This window comes from Mesorhizobium sp. P2_E6, assembly GCF_056403835.1.
Genome location: NZ_JBFUEQ010000003.1, coordinates 1 through 18,171 on the forward strand (window position 1 = coordinate 1; position 18,171 = coordinate 18,171).

23 protein-coding genes are annotated in these 18,171 nt (G+C 57.1%); 11 read left to right on the plus strand and 12 right to left on the minus strand.

The genetic code is table 11. The features are described from left to right. Positions 1-311: 311 nt before the first annotated feature. Both AC1D08_RS07880 and AC1D08_RS07885 read right to left on the minus strand, forming a co-directional pair. The gene (locus tag AC1D08_RS07880) at positions 312-587 is read right to left on the minus strand and encodes a hypothetical protein (RefSeq protein WP_457154479.1); all 276 of its coding nucleotides are present in this window, start codon (positions 585-587) and stop codon (positions 312-314) included. Positions 588-738: 151 nt separating this feature from the next. After that, positions 739-966: a hypothetical protein gene (locus AC1D08_RS07885; RefSeq protein ID WP_457154480.1), complete on the minus strand. Its 228-nt coding sequence runs from the start codon at positions 964-966 to the stop codon at positions 739-741. Between the two features lie 9 nt (positions 967-975). Between AC1D08_RS07885 and AC1D08_RS07890 the strand changes: the two genes are divergently transcribed. Next, on the plus strand, positions 976-1,269 hold the full coding sequence (locus AC1D08_RS07890; protein ID WP_457154481.1) for a hypothetical protein: 294 nt from the start codon (positions 976-978) through the stop codon (positions 1,267-1,269). A gap of 126 nt (positions 1,270-1,395) precedes the next feature. Here AC1D08_RS07890 and AC1D08_RS07895 read toward each other — a convergent pair whose 3' ends face one another. Continuing rightward, positions 1,396-1,560, minus strand: coding sequence for a hypothetical protein (locus tag AC1D08_RS07895; protein WP_477227431.1), 165 nt, complete (start codon positions 1,558-1,560; stop codon positions 1,396-1,398). Between the two features lie 321 nt (positions 1,561-1,881). Then, positions 1,882-2,433: a hypothetical protein gene (locus AC1D08_RS07900; protein ID WP_477227432.1), complete on the minus strand. Its 552-nt coding sequence runs from the start codon at positions 2,431-2,433 to the stop codon at positions 1,882-1,884. On the opposite strand from AC1D08_RS07900, the gene AC1D08_RS07905 reads away from it, so the two are divergent. Further along, positions 2,426-2,959: a DUF2867 domain-containing protein gene (locus AC1D08_RS07905; RefSeq protein ID WP_457155318.1), complete on the plus strand. Its 534-nt coding sequence runs from the start codon at positions 2,426-2,428 to the stop codon at positions 2,957-2,959. The genes AC1D08_RS07900 and AC1D08_RS07905 overlap by 8 nt on opposite strands. A 158-nt stretch (positions 2,960-3,117) precedes the next feature. Here the strand turns inward: AC1D08_RS07905 and AC1D08_RS07910 are convergent, their stop codons facing one another. Both AC1D08_RS07910 and AC1D08_RS07915 read right to left on the minus strand, forming a co-directional pair. After that, complete coding sequence (locus AC1D08_RS07910) at positions 3,118-3,339, minus strand: hypothetical protein (protein ID WP_477227433.1); 222 nt, start codon at positions 3,337-3,339, stop codon at positions 3,118-3,120. 127 nt (positions 3,340-3,466) lie between these two features. Next, a complete protein-coding gene (locus AC1D08_RS07915) occupies positions 3,467-3,697 on the minus strand; it encodes a hypothetical protein (RefSeq protein WP_477422911.1) in 231 nt (76 codons plus the stop codon). 623 nt (positions 3,698-4,320) lie between these two features. On the opposite strand from AC1D08_RS07915, the gene AC1D08_RS07920 reads away from it, so the two are divergent. The 4 genes from AC1D08_RS07920 to AC1D08_RS07935 all read left to right on the plus strand — a co-directional run bounded on the left by AC1D08_RS07920 (position 4,321) and on the right by AC1D08_RS07935 (position 9,812). Next, entirely contained in the window at positions 4,321-5,415 is a 1,095-nt protein-coding gene (locus AC1D08_RS07920; RefSeq protein WP_457154920.1) for a hypothetical protein, read from the plus strand. Positions 5,416-5,664: 249 nt separating this feature from the next. Continuing rightward, entirely contained in the window at positions 5,665-6,201 is a 537-nt protein-coding gene (locus AC1D08_RS07925; protein WP_477422913.1) for a DnaJ domain-containing protein, read from the plus strand. A gap of 1,054 nt (positions 6,202-7,255) precedes the next feature. Continuing rightward, positions 7,256-8,764, plus strand: coding sequence for a TadE/TadG family type IV pilus assembly protein (locus AC1D08_RS07930; RefSeq protein ID WP_477422915.1), 1,509 nt, complete (start codon positions 7,256-7,258; stop codon positions 8,762-8,764). A gap of 835 nt (positions 8,765-9,599) precedes the next feature. Beyond that, entirely contained in the window at positions 9,600-9,812 is a 213-nt protein-coding gene (locus AC1D08_RS07935) for a Flp family type IVb pilin (RefSeq protein ID WP_457154884.1), read from the plus strand. Positions 9,813-10,276: 464 nt separating this feature from the next. Here AC1D08_RS07935 and AC1D08_RS07940 read toward each other — a convergent pair whose 3' ends face one another. Beyond that, on the minus strand, positions 10,277-10,468 hold the full coding sequence (locus tag AC1D08_RS07940) for a hypothetical protein (RefSeq protein WP_457154885.1): 192 nt from the start codon (positions 10,466-10,468) through the stop codon (positions 10,277-10,279). Positions 10,469-10,518: 50 nt separating this feature from the next. On the opposite strand from AC1D08_RS07940, the gene AC1D08_RS07945 reads away from it, so the two are divergent. The 3 genes from AC1D08_RS07945 to AC1D08_RS07955 all read left to right on the plus strand — a co-directional run bounded on the left by AC1D08_RS07945 (position 10,519) and on the right by AC1D08_RS07955 (position 12,920). Continuing rightward, the gene (locus AC1D08_RS07945) at positions 10,519-10,719 is read left to right on the plus strand and encodes a hypothetical protein (RefSeq protein ID WP_457154886.1); all 201 of its coding nucleotides are present in this window, start codon (positions 10,519-10,521) and stop codon (positions 10,717-10,719) included. Positions 10,720-11,001: 282 nt separating this feature from the next. Then, the gene (locus AC1D08_RS07950) at positions 11,002-12,564 is read left to right on the plus strand and encodes a class I adenylate-forming enzyme family protein (protein ID WP_477227438.1); all 1,563 of its coding nucleotides are present in this window, start codon (positions 11,002-11,004) and stop codon (positions 12,562-12,564) included. A 95-nt stretch (positions 12,565-12,659) separates the two neighbouring features. Next, positions 12,660-12,920, plus strand: a complete 261-nt coding sequence (locus AC1D08_RS07955) for a hypothetical protein (protein ID WP_457155873.1) — start codon at positions 12,660-12,662, stop codon at positions 12,918-12,920. A 348-nt stretch (positions 12,921-13,268) separates the two neighbouring features. On the opposite strand, the gene AC1D08_RS07960 is transcribed toward AC1D08_RS07955, so the two are convergent. Then, the gene (locus AC1D08_RS07960) at positions 13,269-13,697 is read right to left on the minus strand and encodes a hypothetical protein (RefSeq protein WP_477227439.1); all 429 of its coding nucleotides are present in this window, start codon (positions 13,695-13,697) and stop codon (positions 13,269-13,271) included. Between the two features lie 32 nt (positions 13,698-13,729). Next, positions 13,730-13,951, minus strand: coding sequence for a hypothetical protein (locus AC1D08_RS07965; protein ID WP_477304248.1), 222 nt, complete (start codon positions 13,949-13,951; stop codon positions 13,730-13,732). A gap of 587 nt (positions 13,952-14,538) precedes the next feature. On the opposite strand from AC1D08_RS07965, the gene AC1D08_RS07970 reads away from it, so the two are divergent. Then, the gene (locus AC1D08_RS07970) at positions 14,539-14,763 is read left to right on the plus strand and encodes a hypothetical protein (RefSeq protein ID WP_457154833.1); all 225 of its coding nucleotides are present in this window, start codon (positions 14,539-14,541) and stop codon (positions 14,761-14,763) included. A gap of 259 nt (positions 14,764-15,022) precedes the next feature. Here the strand turns inward: AC1D08_RS07970 and AC1D08_RS07975 are convergent, their stop codons facing one another. Together AC1D08_RS07975 and AC1D08_RS07980 are read right to left on the minus strand one after the other, a co-directional pair. Beyond that, the gene (locus AC1D08_RS07975; RefSeq protein WP_457154832.1) at positions 15,023-15,472 is read right to left on the minus strand and encodes a hypothetical protein; all 450 of its coding nucleotides are present in this window, start codon (positions 15,470-15,472) and stop codon (positions 15,023-15,025) included. A 1,872-nt stretch (positions 15,473-17,344) separates the two neighbouring features. Then, on the minus strand, positions 17,345-17,569 hold the full coding sequence (locus AC1D08_RS07980) for a hypothetical protein (protein ID WP_457155838.1): 225 nt from the start codon (positions 17,567-17,569) through the stop codon (positions 17,345-17,347). Positions 17,570-17,838: 269 nt separating this feature from the next. On the opposite strand from AC1D08_RS07980, the gene AC1D08_RS07985 reads away from it, so the two are divergent. Then, positions 17,839-18,006 carry a hypothetical protein gene (locus tag AC1D08_RS07985; protein WP_167392195.1) on the plus strand — a complete coding sequence of 56 codons (168 nt, stop codon included), beginning with the start codon at positions 17,839-17,841 and terminating at the stop codon, positions 18,004-18,006. A gap of 27 nt (positions 18,007-18,033) precedes the next feature. Here the strand turns inward: AC1D08_RS07985 and AC1D08_RS07990 are convergent, their stop codons facing one another. Beyond that, positions 18,034-18,156 (minus strand): hypothetical protein, encoded by a 123-nt coding sequence (locus tag AC1D08_RS07990; protein WP_477227443.1) that lies wholly within the window; start codon positions 18,154-18,156, stop codon positions 18,034-18,036. Positions 18,157-18,171 lie beyond the last annotated feature (15 nt).

The following is an 18,171-nucleotide window of genomic DNA, read 5'->3' on the forward strand; positions in this document are numbered from 1 at the left end:
GGCTTGGACGTCAGGTCAGACTGACAGTTTCGGTAAAAAGATTGAGATGCCTCTCCATCCGACCCGATCATGGAGCGGTCGCGCGCCGACTTCGAAGAGAAGCCAGACCCCTGGCGGGCACTCATCATCTCCGGCGCATCGAAGCCGTTTACGCATCAGCCGTCAACACCACGACCAACGCCGCGCATGGTATGCCACGGTGAGGATCCCTTTGCTTGACAAACCCAGCCCCAAAAGAGAAGCCCGCCACCTTAAGGCAGCGGGCTGGCCGCGTCGCTGGATAAAGAAAGGCCCGGAAGCCGAAGCCGCAGTCAATTATAGCCAGTTTGAAACCACGGACTGGTGTCATCATACCCTAAGCGCGGATTATAATGATCCAGGAAGTTTGCCCCATTTGGCTGTCGCGCAACCACGGTGCCTGTCGATTTACAATCCAGTTTCGGGGTCGGCTTGCTGCCAGCCTTCATATGAGGTGTAGAACACGAGGTTGCAGCCTGATGAGCTGTGGCCACTTTTTTCTTCTCTTTCGCAACAGCTGCTCCGGTGGCGGCCAATACCATTGCTACGCCAAAGACAATGAGTTTCATTGAAACGCCCTTCAACCCTTGTACAATCCGATATGATTGCGCCCAGTTAACGTAACGTCAAATCACCTTTTGTCGGCAACGACGGCGAACAGTGCCAGTAAAAAGAGCCCGCCACCGAAGCAGCGGGCCAATTCGAAACTTGGTTTCGGTTTCAGTAGAAGTCGGGCTGCTCCCGCTCATCGTCGCCTTCGCGATCGTCTGCCGGTTCGCAAAGCATGACGCCTTTGCCGTGATTCTCGCACCAGCCGAGCAGCGGCTCGCCTTCGGGGTGGTTCCAGGTGTTCTGATCGACGATGACTGCCTTGCGCTGGTCGACATGTTCCGTCCAGCCAGGTTCATACTCGTCATCGTCCCAGCCGTCGTGCGGTTCGTCCAGCACGTCGCCTCCATGCTCATTCTCGGCCTCGCAATCGTCATGGCTTGTGCCGTGAACAAACAGGGGATTCACTACGAAACCGGTCCGATCAAGAATCTTCGGATGGACGCGATTTTTGACAACCTTGCCAGTGCCAGCGGCCCGCTGCCAGGGCACGGCAACGGGCCTTTGACACAAGCCGGACATGGACTTTGGACAGGCATCCGGCCGGCATTTTCAACGAGAGATGCGAAATTTTGTTCCCGCGCTTCTCGCATTTTACCACCATTGCCTGTCGTGATTGCGGCGCTACCTCACTGGGCGTAGGATCGCCCTGGGGAGAGGCAAAATGTCTGTTATTTGGGCAGGTGGAACAGCCATCGTCGTTTTGGCGTTCGTCGCGGTCGTGGCCATGGATTACATGAGCAACCGACCGAAACCACACTGAAGGCTCTAGCGCTTTTTCGGCTTGGGCGTGATCTCCTCAACCCTAACCTTGTCCCCGATCTCCTTGGCTAGCGCGAACGCCTTTTCCTTGTCCTTGGTCGTTAGAACAGTGCACCAGTGCGGTTTCTCGAACACGCTGACGATGTAGGTCGTCACCGGCTTATCTGTCATCTTAAACGGCACCATCCTTAGAGTAATGGCCGGTGCAGTTGGGGCTTCTTGGGGGCATCAAACCACACCGGCCACTGCGGGCTTTTTTGGTTTGGACGTCCCCCGCGCTGCCCAAACTATGGGCACAATAGCAACTGAGCAATTAAGCCTATTGGCTGGACTAAGACTGAAGTCCCAGCCCAGCCGTCTAGCGTCGATCGAACGTAGATTTCCAGTCGCGGTTGCGCTTCGCATTGATCCCTTCGTAATCAGGAATCACAGTGAAAAATACCGGCCGGCGATCACGAGCCGGTCGATATTTCAGCTTCTCGACCTGGCCGGCTACCTTGCCACGAAGAGATTGCTCGCAATGCATTTATGGACCGGGCAATAATCTGTGTCGGTCGTCGGCACGCCTGCGCCAGTAGCCACCTCGCCAGGACCGCATTGCTTCTGCCCGCTGACATAGAGGTCGTAGCGCGTCAGGCTGAGGTTGAATATGGAGCGGTAGCGAATGACGGTGGTGCCGTCCTGCTTCAGTAGTGCCTGAACTTCGGCGCAACTCAGGCCGGCGATATCCCTGCGCTCTTGCGCTTGAGCCTGCACCACGAGGAAGAGTAACGGAATTGCAATCGCGATCGGCTTCATGGCGCCCCACCAGCGTTTTCGCCCGACCGATGGTGTAGACTTGACCAACCGATATGAAAAGCCCTCTGCCTTTGGCCTCGCCAAAGGACGCATGCGTTCTATGTCATCGATGGTCGAAAAGATCTGTTGCAGGCCATTTCTAAGCGCCGTAGACCCTAGCGCCTCTTCGTGGTTTGAGTTTGAATAAGCCTCGTCTTCACCCCCGTAGTTGATGGCCCCTTGAATAGGTGACACGATCATGAGCATGGGTTTAGACCGCCAACCGCAGGTACGCCGGACGACGCCGCCGTCGGAAAGTGTCGTTGCGGGCTGGTACGAGAACGCCAGCTTACTCGATAGCTACAGCATTGACATGAGTGCATCGGAACAGTCGAGCATGCGCGAGTTGGCGACGCGGACACTCGTCAATCCACCGGCGTGGCAAAAGGCATTGATCGCGCTGCGCGACGCCATGGTTACGCCCTTTGGCATCAAAACCTCCGGTACGGTCAGGACGTCCCGGGACAGCCATCAACGGGTGGACTTCTTCCCGGTGCACTGGGAGGGCAAGGACGAAATTGTGCTCGGAACGGATGACCGACACCTGGACTTCCGGCTATCTCTGCTCCGACGCCATTCTCCAATAGGCACGTTGCTCATCGCAACAACCGTTGTGCATACCCACAATGCCTTGGGCTTCACCTATCTCAACGCGATCAGGCCTTTTCATCACCTCGTGGTCAGGGCCAACCTGGCACGCTGCGCACTGAGGAAGTCCGCGCCCCTGGCGTAGCGCCTCAGATGTTCCTCTCGATATGAGCCTCGATCGTATTTGGGCGCCGTAACTCAAATCTCTTAGCTGCCATAAATGTCAGCACGATAGCGGCAGCTGTAGTTGCAATGACGGTGGTGGTAAGGGCTAGACTTCTCACCATCTTCACTCAACAAAGCCTACCGCTGTTTCACCTTCGGCGTTATCTCTTCGATCCTGACCTTGTCGCCGATCTCCTTCGCCATGGCCAAAGGTTTGGCTTTGTCCTTGGTTGTCAGCACCGTGCGCCAATGCGGTTTCTCGAAGACGCTCACAACGTAGGTTGTTACGGGCTTATCAGGCATCGCTAAAATATAGCCTACCTGTCGGTGGCGTCTAGCACGGCGCTTGGTTTGCTTCACGCGGGCGTCACAATAGCGATGCAGATTAGTAAGCGCTGAAGGGGGTTCGATCGATCCCTCCCCCCTTCGGGGTTCCCAATCGATCCTCCCAAGGCCCGGCTTCAAACCGGGCTTTCTTTTTAGCTCTCTAGCTGCCGTTAATACGCTCGGCAATGGCGAACGCCCGTAGGTCCTTTGCCTTGCCGTGGTCCTCGTCTGCATGGGCAATGATCGAGAAGAATGCGGCCCTGGCGATATCCTTCTTCGAGGCTTTTGGGTGCTCTTTCCGAGCCGCTTTGACCAATTGCTTCGGTGTCATTTCTGGCGTGACGATCCGCGTGAGGGTGTCGCCTATCGCCTGCATCTCTTCCGTGTCCATGATCGGAACTCCCAACTAACCCACCAGACGGGAACATAGCAGGGCGGTTGGCACGCTGCCACCAAACTTGCAGGCAAATGAGCCCGCCACCTTTCGGCAGCGGGCCAGGGTCTTATGGAGTGCTGGGGATCAAGCCAGCATGGGCAATCGAGCGCGTAAGCCCGGAGGTTCCGCGATCAAACCATAGGCGTCTGAGGGTGTCGGCGCCCGGCCGCGTCTTGTTAGGGAAATGGCCGGTGCGGTTGGGCTCTTTGGGGTGGCGGACCACACCGGCCAATGCGGGTTTTTGGTTTGGACGTCCCCCGCGCTGCCTAAACTATGGGCACAATAGCAGCCGAGCAATTAAGCCTATTGGCTGGACTAAGACTGAAGTCCCAGCCCAGCCGTCTAGCGTCGATCGAACGTAGATTTCCAGTCGCGGTTGCGCTTCGCATCGATTCCTTCGTAATCGGGAACCACAGTGAAAAACACCGGCCGGCGGTCTGGGCCCGCAGCCTTTGCACGACGATCAGCCAACGAGCCTCCGCAACGGAGGCTATTCCTGATCCCGATAGCTGGCAGGCTCGCCTTGCAGTCGACTGCGCGCTGCGCGATGCTGACCCTTGGTGAAAAGGGAGGGGAACTTGCGCGCATTCAACAAAAAGGAAGCCATTAAAAGGGACGACGAATGGCTGCTTTCCACGATCTTTAAGATCAGCGATCCTAACGATCCGACACCATTCTTACAGAGCTTCTGCAATGCACTGCCGGAACGACCCTTAATCACAGAAATTAGGGAAGCTGAAGCTTTGCTCAACATGCGAGGCAATAAGGTGAAGAGCTATTGCCTTGAAACAGCGATTGGTCGGTTGCGAGCAGTCAAGATGTCTGAGGGTATGGTTCTTGCGCCATTCGAAGACATCGACATATCCACACCAAAAGGTAGATTTGCTTTCCTGAAGACTGCTAATGCATGCATTCCAATCGAGTGGGAGCGGAGTATGGAGCATATCGGGTACGCAGAGCACGCCGGGACCGTTGGAGCCGAGATGCTTCGAGAAATATCGAAGCCGAAACCGATTAATTTTCACGCAAGGTTCACCCACCCGAGTATGGGGCTCAAGGAGCCTGAAGGTTATTGCTTTCTGTTTCGACTAGAAGATCAGTCCGAGCTCTTTCTAATGATATCTGACAACGGCGCTATCCTAACGGCGCCCGAACCGCCATTTCAAATCATTGCCGGCAGGTCGAAAGAGGAAACAGAAACAGCACTGGCGGATTTTCGTGCCAGAAATCGCGAAGAGCTCGATCCGAGGCGCGCTTTGGCTACCGCGGGAGAGGCAGTTCCGGTTTATATGCCCAAAGACTATCCTCTTATCCGGGAGCTTCCTGGCGCCGACGATATGCCTGCGACTTGGGAAGAGTGGCGCGCAAATTTAGAAGTATCGCATATAGCGAAGCAGCCTGGGTTTGCCCGCTACAACGTGCGCATCAGACCCGACCTGTTCAAAGCATGGCTGGAGGCCAATTCGCTTTCGGCGTCAGAGCATTCAAGGAAGCGCTACGCCCAGAATCTGTATGATGATGGGCTAGAGGCTCGACGAAATGCCTTGGAACAGGAGCGACTTGCCCGAGAAAAAGCTGATAGAATAGCTCATCCGCCATTGGTGGATAAAGTGGTAGGCTTCATGCGTGCCTTGGTCAGCTTTCGTAGGCAACCCCCTTCAAGTCGGCACTGACCCCGAACCTCACCAGCGTGCCGATCGCGATCCTAAGCGCTGCGCGTCCAGCCCGACCACGGCTCTCGACAAGCTCGCAGTCGCGCACACTGGGAGCGCAGACTGGCGGCCAGCGCGCCACCGGCTTAAGCGACGCGCGCAGATGATGTCCCGCAATGGGTCAATGCGTCTGGCACCACTATTGCATGGTCCTCGCCGGCGACGAAGAGGCGTCGTAACACTCTGCCTCGATGTCGAGGGAGGATCACTTTGTTCGTTGATTACTATGAACTTCTGGAAATCAGTCCGAACGCCAACTCGGAAACGATAGAACGGATATTTCGTTATTTTGCCATGCGCTACCATCCCGACAACCGGGATACCGGGGACGAATCCCGCTTTAGTGAAATCATAGATGCCCACAATACGCTCAAGGATCCGCTCAAGCGCGCGCAGTACGACATCGAGTATAAAGAGCATTTGAAGATTCGCCACGGGTTGAGCGAGGAAGCCAACAACACCAAAGGCATAGAACGGGATGCCGTCATTCAGGCCAAAGTGCTCTCGCTCCTCTATGTCAAACGCCGACAAGACGTGAACAATGCTGGTGTTGGCGATACAGAACTCGAACGCATGGCAGACTGCCCGCGTGAACATCTGGAGTTTCATCTTTGGTATCTAAAAGCCAAAGGCTGGATAGGAAGGATCGAAAACGGGACGTTTGCGATCACCGTGGAAGGCATCGACCGCACCCATACCGAACTTCGTCGTGAGCCCGCCACCAGACTCCTGGACTTCGCAGGCTGAAACCCTGCACAGCCTCGCCAGTTGCGTTTCCCGCCGGCCGCTGTCCTAGACCCCCGAACCACACCGCGCGTCCTGGCGCCCACCTGTGGCCGCATGCCACCGCAACCAAACCAGCTCTGCCTCTTGCCTGTAGATATGCCTCGCGTCCACAAGCAGCGACAGGTGCGAAATTACTCCCCTGACGTTCTGGGGGATATTATCGGCCAAAAGAAATAGACCGCCACCAGAGGCAGCGGGCCAATGTTCTCGGCAGAGATTTTGATCAATTCATCGGCGAGCGCTATTCCCCAAGTAGCCGACGCGAGGCTTCCCGTGCTCCTGTCGCGTTCGCCATCGCCACCATCGTGTCGGCCGTGACGATGAACTCGCCACGCATATCTTCTCTTGGCATTCATAGCCGCGCTGGTAGGCGAAGTAATATACCCTGAATAGCACGGCCTAGACCTCCTCGGAGCAGCGGGTAAGTCGCGCCATCCCTCGATCGGATGAAGCGGGCTCATCTATATTAGCTAACGCCTTGACGAGCCGCCGACCGCGCCAGTCAGGCGGATCAATTGGGCTCTAGTCGTCCCGGATGTCGGCTTCCAGTCGCGGTTCCGCTCCCTCTGCAGGCCCCTTGGGATGCCCGGTCGCGGCTCGCCCCCCTGCATTTGAGCAGATGAAGAGGCTGGCAGAGGGCAGGACTAAAGTCTTGCATGACAGACGCAAAGGTCTGGGTCAACTGCTTAAGTTCTACCAACACCCATCGGCAGTTCGGTTACTTCAGTCAATCACGATATATACATACTCCGCAGGATCAGTTTTTAGGCGTGTTCGATCTGCATAAAGATGTCCCCCTATCGAATTCCGCTAAAACTATACGAGGATCGATCAACGTCTCCCATGCATGGAATGAACATAGGTATCAGAAAAATGCGGAGAGAAGATTTATATAGCGGGGTATGCCAAAAATATACGGCAACACAGATGAATAACGGTCACTTGACCGCGGAGAAAAATGAGGTCTATTGTCTTCCCACGGGGAAATATTTGCGGCAGGGTTGGGGGCGCTGCGATGTTTCATTTTTTGCGCGAATTCTGGAATGATCAACGCGGTATCGCGATGATCTTCGTCGCCATTATGTTTCCGGTTCTGATCGGTTTTTCCGTATTGGCGATCGATGTGGCTCGTGTCAACGGGCTCCAAAACGATCTGCAGAAGGGCATCGACGCGATGGCCATTGCCATTGCGGCGGAACTTGACGGCCGGGCGGATTCGATCACCAGAGGCAATCTGGCGGCCGCAACTCTCGTCACCAACAACACCAAGTTTTCTACGGCAGACAATCACACGCTCACTCTTGCAGACGTGAAAATCACTTACCTGACCGGAATACCTGCCAGCGATGACATCCCGTTGACCGCCGATGGCGTCGACGGCAACGGCGTCAACTGGGCAAGCACTGACCCTAAGGCGGTACAATTCGCCGAAGTGACGGTGAATGCCTCTGGTCTGGCGGATGGTGCCGGTGCCTTCGAGACGATCTTCCCTGCAAGCTTCATCGGCAGCGCCGACAAGATCGATATTCAGCCCCAGGCCGTGGCCGGGTTCGTCCAGTCTATCTGCGAAACCGTGCCAATTTTCATGTGCAACCCGTTCGAAACGACGACGCCCGCGACCAGCAAAACCATCCAGCAAGCCTTCGCCGCCGGCCTCACCTATAGCCGCGAATACCGCATCCTCAAGGTCGACTCGAACCCTGGTCCCGGCAACTTCGGACTAATCGACAACAACTTGACCTCGCTGCGAGATGCCCTCGCAATGGGCACCGCAGGCACTTGCTATCAACGCGATAAGCTCACCACGAAAACCGGCGTCACTTTGGGTCAGGTCAACGCTGGGCTCAACGTCCGCTTCGACATCTACAGTTCCTCGCTGAAGAAGAATGACAAGGACTGGCGATATCGGCCGGCGACCAATGTGCGCAAGGGAGTGGACAAGACCGCCAACTGCAACAAATACAAGGCAAACACAGACGGGACGGCAATGGCGCTACCGCCAGGCAATAGCTTCGATTCCGCCACAGGGATGACCAATTCGACCTGGGATCGCACCAATTATTGGCTGATCAATCACGGCACGGCGTACCCCAACGTCCCGAGCACCACCAACCCGACCGGCGCCGCTGTACCGGCTTCCAGATATGACGTCTATAAATACGAGATCGCGAACGGGCTTGTCGGGGACAAGTCCAAGGCGCCGACAAAGGAGACCGGCGTTCCAGCCTGCTTCAAAGGAGCGACGCCGACCCTGGATCCCGATCGCCGGTTGCTCAACATGGCGATCGTCAACTGCATCGCCAACCAGGCCAAGATCAATGGCCATACCCAGCTCAAGCCTGATGGCTATACCAGCGTCTTTATAAACAGCCCCATCCAGAAGCAGGATAACAGCAAGGACGATGAAGATTCTTCGGCCGGCGAGAAGCCCATCAGCCTAGAGATTGTCGACGTCGATGGAGGGTTTGCCAATAACACCCTTGTAGACAAAGCATTCCGAAACGAGGCGCAGCTCTACAGATAGGCGGGACGGTTTCTATGGCCACCAGAGAGCGCCCGTTTCCCTTGGCCGCTGTCCTGCTCTCCATTCCTGCCAAGCGCTCTCTGCCGCCGCCCTGTAGCCGGCAGGCATTGGCTGCCAGTCTGCCGGCGGCGTACACCATTTCGGCTCGCGGTATCCCCAGTGCTTCAGGCCGACCATCAAAAGATCCGTCAAACCAGACGGTTACGTTGAGCTTTGGAAAATGTAGGATCTTGGCCTGCCACCAAGTCCGATCGATCTCGTATTCGCCAACGCCTTCGGCCCACCGCGTCCAGCCTTTGCCGGGACGTCAAATCCCTGTCTCGCTTGGGGATTCGCTGTTCGATGACCTTTCAAATGCTGCAGGGAGCCCCGCCAGAACGTCTGGGGCTCCATCCGCGCCTTCGCCCTAGACTTTGCCGCAAGCTCGCTGGTGGCCTCGCCATCGGTATCGGCATTGCTATCGGGCACACACTGGCCGGCTGAGTGTCGGGTCTACCGCTTCGTCCTTCCTTAAAGCCCAGCTCGTACCTGGCGCCTTGCTGTGGCTTACCAGGCAGCGCTTTTGAACGTCGTCAAAAACACAGTCGTCGCAAGTTGTGCAAATAACGGGATATATCTTCCACCAAAGGGCTATTTCTATAGTTAAGTCGCCAAAATTACACGCAAAATCATCTGGTTAGCTCGATCATCCAAGCGCTTTCGGAGGTCATTCCAGTTAATGATGCGTTAAAATCCCTTTGACTCCAGCACTTCTTCAGCGGTAGCTAAATAACCCTCGACGGAGCTTTGAGCATAGGTCGGCTCCGGGGTTGAAAGTCAACAAGGGGGAAGGAACATGCGTAAGTTCATTCAGCAGTTCCGCGATGAAGAGTCCGGCGCCGCGATGGTTGAATATTCCATTCTCGTCGGTATCATCTCTGCAGTGTCGCTGCTCGCGATCCTTGCCATCGGCGGGTGGGTTGGTGATCAGTTCACCGGTCTCTGCGCTAACCTCAACACCAAGGGCGTCACTGCTGGTGGCGGTGCTGGCGGCGATTGCACGCCGTAGTGACTACGCGCGCCGCCGTCCGATTGAACCCGAGCGGCGCACTCCAACTTGGGTCGGTGCGAGCGAATCGCCAGATAGCCAGATAGGTTGGCCTTGGCGTTCGATGAGAACGCTGTTCATTAGCAGTGTCTAAAGGTTTTCGATGTAAAATAGGGGTATGGACAATCTGCTAGACGACCTTGAGCATATTCTGACCGCCCCGCGAAGAAGTCTGCAGGACCGTTTTTGGGGACTGTTTCTTCTGGCGGCTGTGGCCGGTGCAATCGCTACCACCACCATGGTCGAGGTACGATTGTGGCTCCAGCCAAAAGCGGAATCTATCGTCATCGAGGACGCCACCACTTCACAGCCGAACTTACCGAAGCCTGCGGATTATCGGACATGGCGTAGGGCGTAGCAGTTCTCAAGTCAGCCGTAACCTTCAGCCTATGCTTTTTTGCCGCGGCGTGACGGCCGTGTCTATCTCAGACCAACGATTCGATCTTCGCGAGGCCATAACTGACGTTGCCGCCGCCTGACGAATAGCTGGAGACGTTCACTATCGCTGCTTCGCTGACGCCGCTCTTGTAGTAGCCATTCCAAGGGGCACCGGGGCTGCTGTCGATCTCAACGGCAGACGTTGCGCTGGTGGTTTTTCTATGACTTCCGACGGCCACTCGGTTCCCCCAGGTCCCTCAAGCGAGAGGTTGCCACGTTTCTTCAGGAAGTGATCGACGCCGATTCTCTTGTTGTCGAAGCCGAACGGCAATGCGGCAACCTGACCGTACGGGTTCGACATACCGAGATGGAACGAGCGCGGTTCGCTGGTTTTGAGCGCGGTCTTGCAATTGCCGGTCTTTTAATTGCTAGCATCGGCGTCGCGGCAACTGTGGTTCAGGCGTGGGCCGCCGTTGCTTCTTTGCCCTAGTCCGACCCGGTTGAGCGTTTCCCCTCTACATCGCCGCCATAACCGCCTCGATGCTCGCTGGCGCCGTCTGGCGCTACCGGCAGCGCGATATGATCGGCATGGCCGCCTGCCTGCTGATGGCCACCCGGGGGGCCACATCCGTTTTCCGGTTAGGTCGAGTGAACCAGACCTTCAATATTAAATGAGCGACTGCTAATAATATGGCTACAACTTAGGCCGTGCACGATCCAAATTCAGCAAGTCAGGACCATCGACGGCCGTCAATCCAGCGGCGGGAACGAAGTGCCTCAGTCACGAGCCAAGCACGACGAGCCAATCTGGGTACCACGTCTGCTCGACGTTGGGCTAAGACGCAAGCCAGATGATCTGGCACTTGTTAGCCCCGAGGGCAGCTTGAGTTGGCAAGAACTCGAACGCGCCAGCAAACGCTATTCCGCTGGCTTGCTGGCCTATGGGCTGAAGCCGGGCGACAGAATTGCGTCGCTCATGCCCAATAGCGCTGCGCTGATGATTCACTACCTCGGCTGCTTCAAATCGGGGATCGTGGCAGTACCCTTGAACTACCGATACACGCATCCCGAGATTGATCATGGACTCAAGACGAGCGGCGCTCGGGCGCTATTGGCCCATGTGGACCGTCAGGAAGACATCGCTTCCAGTATCGCGCGGGACTTGCCACTTGGGGTCATCAACTACGGCTCCGAGCACGATCGCCATTCAAACTTCGCGACGCTCTTGGAGAGCCCGATCGCGCCCGAAAATTTGCCTATGCCTGCGCCTACTGATCCTGCGGTTATCTTTTTCACTTCGGGCAGTACCGGCCCGGCAAAGGGCGTAGCCCATAGTTTCGAAAGTCTGGGCAGTATGATTGCCAGCTTCGCACAGGGCTGCCAAACTGCGGCAGACGACATCGTTCTGCTGAGCGGATCCATGTCGCACATCGGAGCGCTCCTGGACGCTCTCATGGGACTCGCAGCCGGCGCTCGTGTCGTCGTCCCGCCAAGCTTCGATGGACCCAGGCTCCTGTTGATGCTGCGCGAGCATCGCCCAACCATACTCATCGCTTTGCCCTCGGTCCTCTTCGGGTTGGTTCGGGCGAAGAATGCCAGGCGCGAAGACTTTTCGTCATTCAGACTGCTCTGTGCCGGCGGCGATAAGGTGCCGCTCGAGCTGGCGCTCGAAGTTACTGCGCTCAGCGGCTTGTCCGTCAATGAGCTGTACGGCATGTCTGAAATTGGAGTTGCCACGATCAACCCTCCTGACGGGCTCAACAAAGCGGGTTCGATCGGGCGTCAGATTGTCGGCTACCAGATATCCATCCGCGACGATAACGGCAATGAACTGCCTCCCGGCGCTCAGGGGCGCCTTTGGATCAATTCACCTTGCAACATGGTCGGCTATTGGGGTGATGCAGATGCAACGCGTGCCACCATCAGGGATGGCTGGCTGGACACCGGCGATGTGATGAAGATAGACGAGGACGGATACCTTTGGTTCTGCGGGCGGCGAAAACAGATCATCGTACACGATGGCTCGAACATCAGCCCGCAGGACGTCGAGGAAGCCCTTATGCGGCATCCCGCTGTGGCAATCGCCGGAGTTGTCGGGGTCCCTGACACCGTCCATGGCGAAAATGTCCACGCGTTCGTAACTTTCAAGCCAGGCGCCGTGCAGCCAGCCCCGCAGGAGCTTATCCATTTCGCTCGTGCCAGCGTTGGCTATAAGGCACCCGAGAGCGTTTTTTTGCTGGATGAGATGCCCCTCAGCGCCACGGATAAGGTTGATCGGGTGGTGTTGAAGAAGTTGGCGGAGCGCCTTCTGAAATCGGAAGCATCAACAGGGTAGGCATCAGAGGGGAGCTCGCTACTCCCTTCGGGGAGCCTGCTTGCGTTTGGGCTCGACTGGCGCGATGTTGGCCTTGGGGAAAGTGGAGGGGCAAAATGATCTCAAAATCTCGCGAGTACACAACGCCAGAAATATTAATTGCTAACACAGCTCTTATCCGATCGCTTTTTCTTATCTTAACGCACCGTGGTGTCTTGAACGATCAACTACTCGATGTGGTGTTCGCGATGACAAAGGAAGATATGAATCTCGGCGTGGGCGTGGATTCGCAGTTCACCAAGGGAGCTTGCGCCTTCGTGGACATGATGCGGGACAACATGAAGCCGAGCGCGCCCAGCCTGAAGACCAAGATGTAGGCGTGGTTCCGATCTACATCGCCGCGATCACCGCCTCGATACTCGCTGGCGCCGCCCTAGTGAAAATCCGCTCAGCGCTTCTGTAGCCACTCCGAAAGCCCCACCACAGGTCGCTCCCGTGGCGGGCTTTTCAATCCGGGACTAATTCGGGCGGAGCCCACTCTCTAGTATCCACGGGGATAATAACCCCAAGCACTCCTGCGGTAGCATCGAACGCGCCAACGACCATGTCGCCAATAGCTACGGCAGACCCTTCTCCAACCTCGGCGGGGGTAGCGGTAGTGGACCCGATCCACTTCTGCCGGGGTACCGTCGTTGTCGAAGGTCTCGGCCTCTGGCGCCTCGAGTTCATCGAGAATGCCGCTTCTGGCGCCTGGAACGCCGGCCACTGCGTCGATAGGCCGAACTGCGCTTGCAAATGCCGCTGCCCCTGCAATGCCAAACATTGCCGTCAACAAGGATCGCCGATCCATACAAATCTCCCGCTCTCGCCCGCAGGAAGAGCAGGCATTTCCATGCAACGCATCTAGTCAGGCGTAGTTCCCGATCACGCATTGCGGATCTTCGCGCTTCATAATCTATCGTTTGCACGGCTAATTTTGTCGCGGTCAGCGGCGTGATCTCCTCGATCCGTGCCTTGTCGCCGATCTCCTTCGCCATGGCCAAGGCCTTGTCTTTGTCCTTGGTGGTTAGCACCGTGCGCCAGTGCAGCTTCTCGAACACGCTGACCACATAGGTTGTTACAGGCTTATCAGGCACCGCTAAAATGTAGCGCACGCACTGTGTACGAAAGCAAGCCGGATCGCGCCTTAGTTGTGGTTGTCCAACAAGATGGCAAGCTTTCTGGCTGCGGCGCTTTCGACAATCAGTTCCTCCAGCCACATATCGCCGACGCGCGATTTGTTGACGCCACGCCTGATTACACGGAGCGCTTCAGATATCGAAACTGCGGTGGTCTTCGCGTGATCATCAAGATACCGGCCGACTGCAATCACGGCATCTGCATCGACGTCGATGGGCAAATCTCGCATGGCACCCTCCCGCTGGGCCGCTGGTGCCTCGCGAAGGAATGGCCGGCGCAGGGGATGCTTGGGGAAGCGAAGCCGCACCGGCCATCGCGATAGCGGGAAAGGCCCCCGCGATGATAAATCTATATTGTTTCAGAAGTCTCGCAATTAAGACTGAAGTCCCTCGTTTACTGGCCCTAAAGACCCACCGTTGCGACCATGGCTTCTCGGCCGTAGGATAGTCGCGCGTGGGGGATCGAAATGTCTGTCATCTGGGTAGTTGGAACAGCCATCGTCGTTTTGGCGTTCGTCGCGGTCGTGGCCGTGGATTACATGAGCAACCGACCGAAAACACACTGAAGCCCATCGGCCACTCTCAACAAGACCACTGCGGCTGCCTCGGAGACGCTGGGAAAGATGGATGCTACCCGCGTCACCAAGGAAGCAAATTGGGCGGGCCTAACGCAACCAAGAAGTGAAGACGCCCGGCTACGCTAGGCAGCCGCGGCCTGACTTCCTACCCTCCCTGCCCCACCCGCCCGGTGCCAATTGCGGTGCCGGGTCATTCCTGCAACTATCGGCAGGTCCGTGCGACATGGGAGGGGTTGAGGGTGGCGAGCGACGAAACGTCCGCGCATATTGAGCGCCTCAAAAAGAGACGTTGGCAGGCTCTTGGCATTCTTCTGGTGGGTCTTCCCTTGGCTATCTTGCTTGTAAAGTTCTGCAAGGCAGAAGGCTGGAATAGACACATCTACATGCCCATCGCAGGAGGCATCGGAATCCTGGTGGGGCAAGTCTCCACCGTGATGGTGCAGCGATTAAGGGCCAAGAAATAAGCCTTCCGACAAAAGAGCCCGCCACTTGGGGAGCGGGCCATCGTTTCGCTCGCGAAATGATCAGGCGGCGGTATCTGCCTCTTCCTGTCGGTATAAGCGTTTAGCCTCCGCCATCACCTTTTGATGGCAAGCCGCAGCATTACCGGCCAATTGCTCTGCCATGTTGCGGGCGATCCACAGCAGACCCAGAACTTTTTCCCGCGCAGGTCAGGCCCCGCACTGTGCCTGGCCTCCCGCTGCTGCCGGATGCCGGGCCGCTTTAATACGCAGCGCCGATCTCGATATGCGGCGCAAAGAAACAGCGTGTGTCGCCCTTCCTGAAACGTCCCTGATCCAGGTTGAGAAATTCCGAGTGATAGATGCAGCGGTGATACTGCCGATCATGGCTATGTTGCACGCGGCGAAGCGGGATGAACTCGCCAGTGGGGAGATAGATATAGCCGCCCGGCATTTCTCTGACTTGAGATTCCGGGATCGGTGCGCACTCTGAGCCTGCGCAGCAGTCGAAGCCAGTGACGGGGTCCTTCTTCCCCGTATACCATTCGTGAGCCATGGCCTCAGTCGAAACGACGGCCAAGACCGGCACGAGAATCTTGACTGACCTGCGCATATGTCCCCGCGCGATCCAGCTTTGGCAGTCCGCGCCATCCAGACGCAAAAGAAATGGCCGGCGGGGTGCTTGGGGTTGTAAGCGAGCCGCACCGGCCATTGCGGGATTAGGTTTTCGGGTTGTCCCCGCACTGCCTAAGCTATAGGCATATTAGCGATAGCTCAACTGAGACTGAAGTCCCAACCTCGTGCTACCCTGCCATAGGAGACCGCGCCGGTCCGGTCCCAAACCATTGAATGAACGGCGCATCCTTGCCGGTGATGTCCTCGACCGTCTTCAATAGCGCTTCGTGGTGCGCTGGAGCGCCCGGCAATGGTCGCTGCCAGGCGATAGAAGCGGCTGGACGATGCTCCCGTGCTGCCGTTCCGCCTCCACCGGAAAGCGCTCGATTTCAGCCTCTGCAAGCTGCTTTGTGAAGTTTGGTCCTGGCCCGCCACCGTAAGACAGCGGGCTCGATCGTTTGAACCCATTCCGCAGTCTCAGCATTGAGGCTATATTGCGTGGCGGAGGCGAAGGGCGATGGATACGGTAACGTCTGCCATTATGGTGCTGTTGTCGTGCAGCCCCGATTTGATGCTATGCCGAGCGCCGGCCGCAAAGCCCATGATCTTTTCGACCACATCCCAATGCGAAGAAGCGTTGGCTGAGCACATATCGAGAGTTCCGCACGCTGGTCAAAAAACGGTTGGGCGTTGCCAGGTGATCAGAGATGAGAATGATATCGCGAGATGGGGCGTCTCGCCGAATGGCGAGCTATTCTACGCCAGCGCAGCGGACGTAATCCGGACAGTGGTCTCGACCGCAACCCCTGCCCCTGCAAAGAGCCGACCTGCTACAGTGCGCGTCACGCGTGGTAACGGTTCCGGCTCGGTGACAACGTCGTCGTACACCGTACTTAGCACCGGCTCAGAGTGAACCAGGGAAAAGCCCGCCACGTAAGGCGGAGCTCTCCGACACACAAGAAGTCACTGTGAGACATGGTCGACCAAGCGGGAACGGCGTATAATTCGCCAGCCGGCGAGCCCCAACCCCGCGCCGGTTAGGCCCGGTGGTCAAACCCCAGCCCCCCGCCCTTGGCCGCTGGGCCGCTAGTCGCCTCGCGAAGGAATGGCCGGTGCAGACGACGAGGGGTTGTAAGCGAGCACCGGCCATCGCGAGAAAGCCCCCGCTGGTGATAAGTCTATATTACATTAGCAATCACGCAATTGAGACTGAAGTCCTTGGCTTGCCGGCCCTAAAGACCCAAATCGTAATGAGCTAAGCGAGAGTTTCCAGTCGCGGTTGCTCAGAGCCTGCGGCAAGTGGCGGGCGTTCTTAGAGGATTAGGCTGCTATCAGGACGGCGATACGATGCACCATCATCAAGGGCTTAGGAAGGTGCTCGGGATTGATGAGGAAAGCGACACCGACGGGGGCGCTTACGCCAAGGCTTCCGCGATCACACCATAGGCGTATGCATCTCGATTATATTAGCTTGTGCTTGTAGTACCTTTTCCGCCTGGGCCGGCGTCCTCCATCCCAACATCCTGCCCAACGGTGCGCCGGCGGAAAGTGAGGAAGCATGAGCAGCTTGGGCGTATGGGTCGTACTCGCTACGGCGACCATCGCGATCGTTTACCTGTTGTCGTATGTTTCGATCAGAATGTAGGGCAGCAGCGGCCATCATCCTAAAGGTTGTATTCCGACAACTCTAGCGAGAGCGCTATGCTCACTTCTCGGCGTCGCTTCCCTCAAAGCGCCGCCGGTGAAGGCTCGGCGCCCTTTTTGGTTTGTTCAGTGTAAAAAACAGGGCGCCGGGCTGGCCGCACCGGCCAGCGGCTACGCTTAGGACTTGCCGAATTCACGCGACTGTAGCGCTGGAGGCAAAAAAGAAATGGCCGGTGCGAGGGTGCTTAGGTTGTGAGCGCACCGGCCATTGCGGCATAGGCCTTTTTTGTACCCTGTCCCCGTCGATGGCACCTAAGGGCGCACCTCACAGACCGCCAGATCCACCCCCAGCCCAGGTGACTATCTGGGAAAGACCGGCGATGTCGCCATAGATCATCGAACCTTTGACGAGAAAACATTTGTCACCCAGGACTTCGAAGAGGTGGTTTGACGCGGTGCAAACCGGCAGCTCCACCTTGCGGCCCTTGGCATCGGCATGGCCGATGCTGATCGCGAGGATAGCGATAGCAATCAGAGTCGTATTGCTCATATTTAGCCCCCCTAGAGCTAGCAGGCCCCTTGGGCAGCAAAACCGGATTGCCGCCCTTTGCCTTGCCATCAAGTGGAGCAGCGGGGTAAGTCGCGCCATCCCTCGATTGGATGACGCGGGCTCATCTATATTAGCTAGCGCTGATTGACGTCGCTGACCGCGAGGTTGGACATAGGCCGACGCGAGCCTCGCCATCGTCCACGCTGGCGCATATTAGCAACAGGCTGTATTATGCCTGCTGGAACTCTTTGAGGGAGGTTCCGATGCGAATGGTGCTCGTCGTCATCGCCTTGGCTGTCGCCTTCGTCATTTGGGATAGGCTGGCGAATGACGGCCGGTACACGGCTGCCGTTGAACGCAGTTTCCGGGAGGCAACCGCCGATCTACCAAGCGGTTATGGCACCGGGATCACATTTGACGACCTCGCGAAGCGCTGAACGGTGCGAGGATGCCCCCCGTAAGTTTCACTCGCCGGCCAAAGCATCGCTGCCTTTCGGTGCGTCGGGGCCTGATGCAACGAGCACCTCCACATAGCCGGCGTAGATCATGTCACTTTCACGTTGGCGATCGAAAGGTTCGCCGCGCAACGTGACCTTTCCATT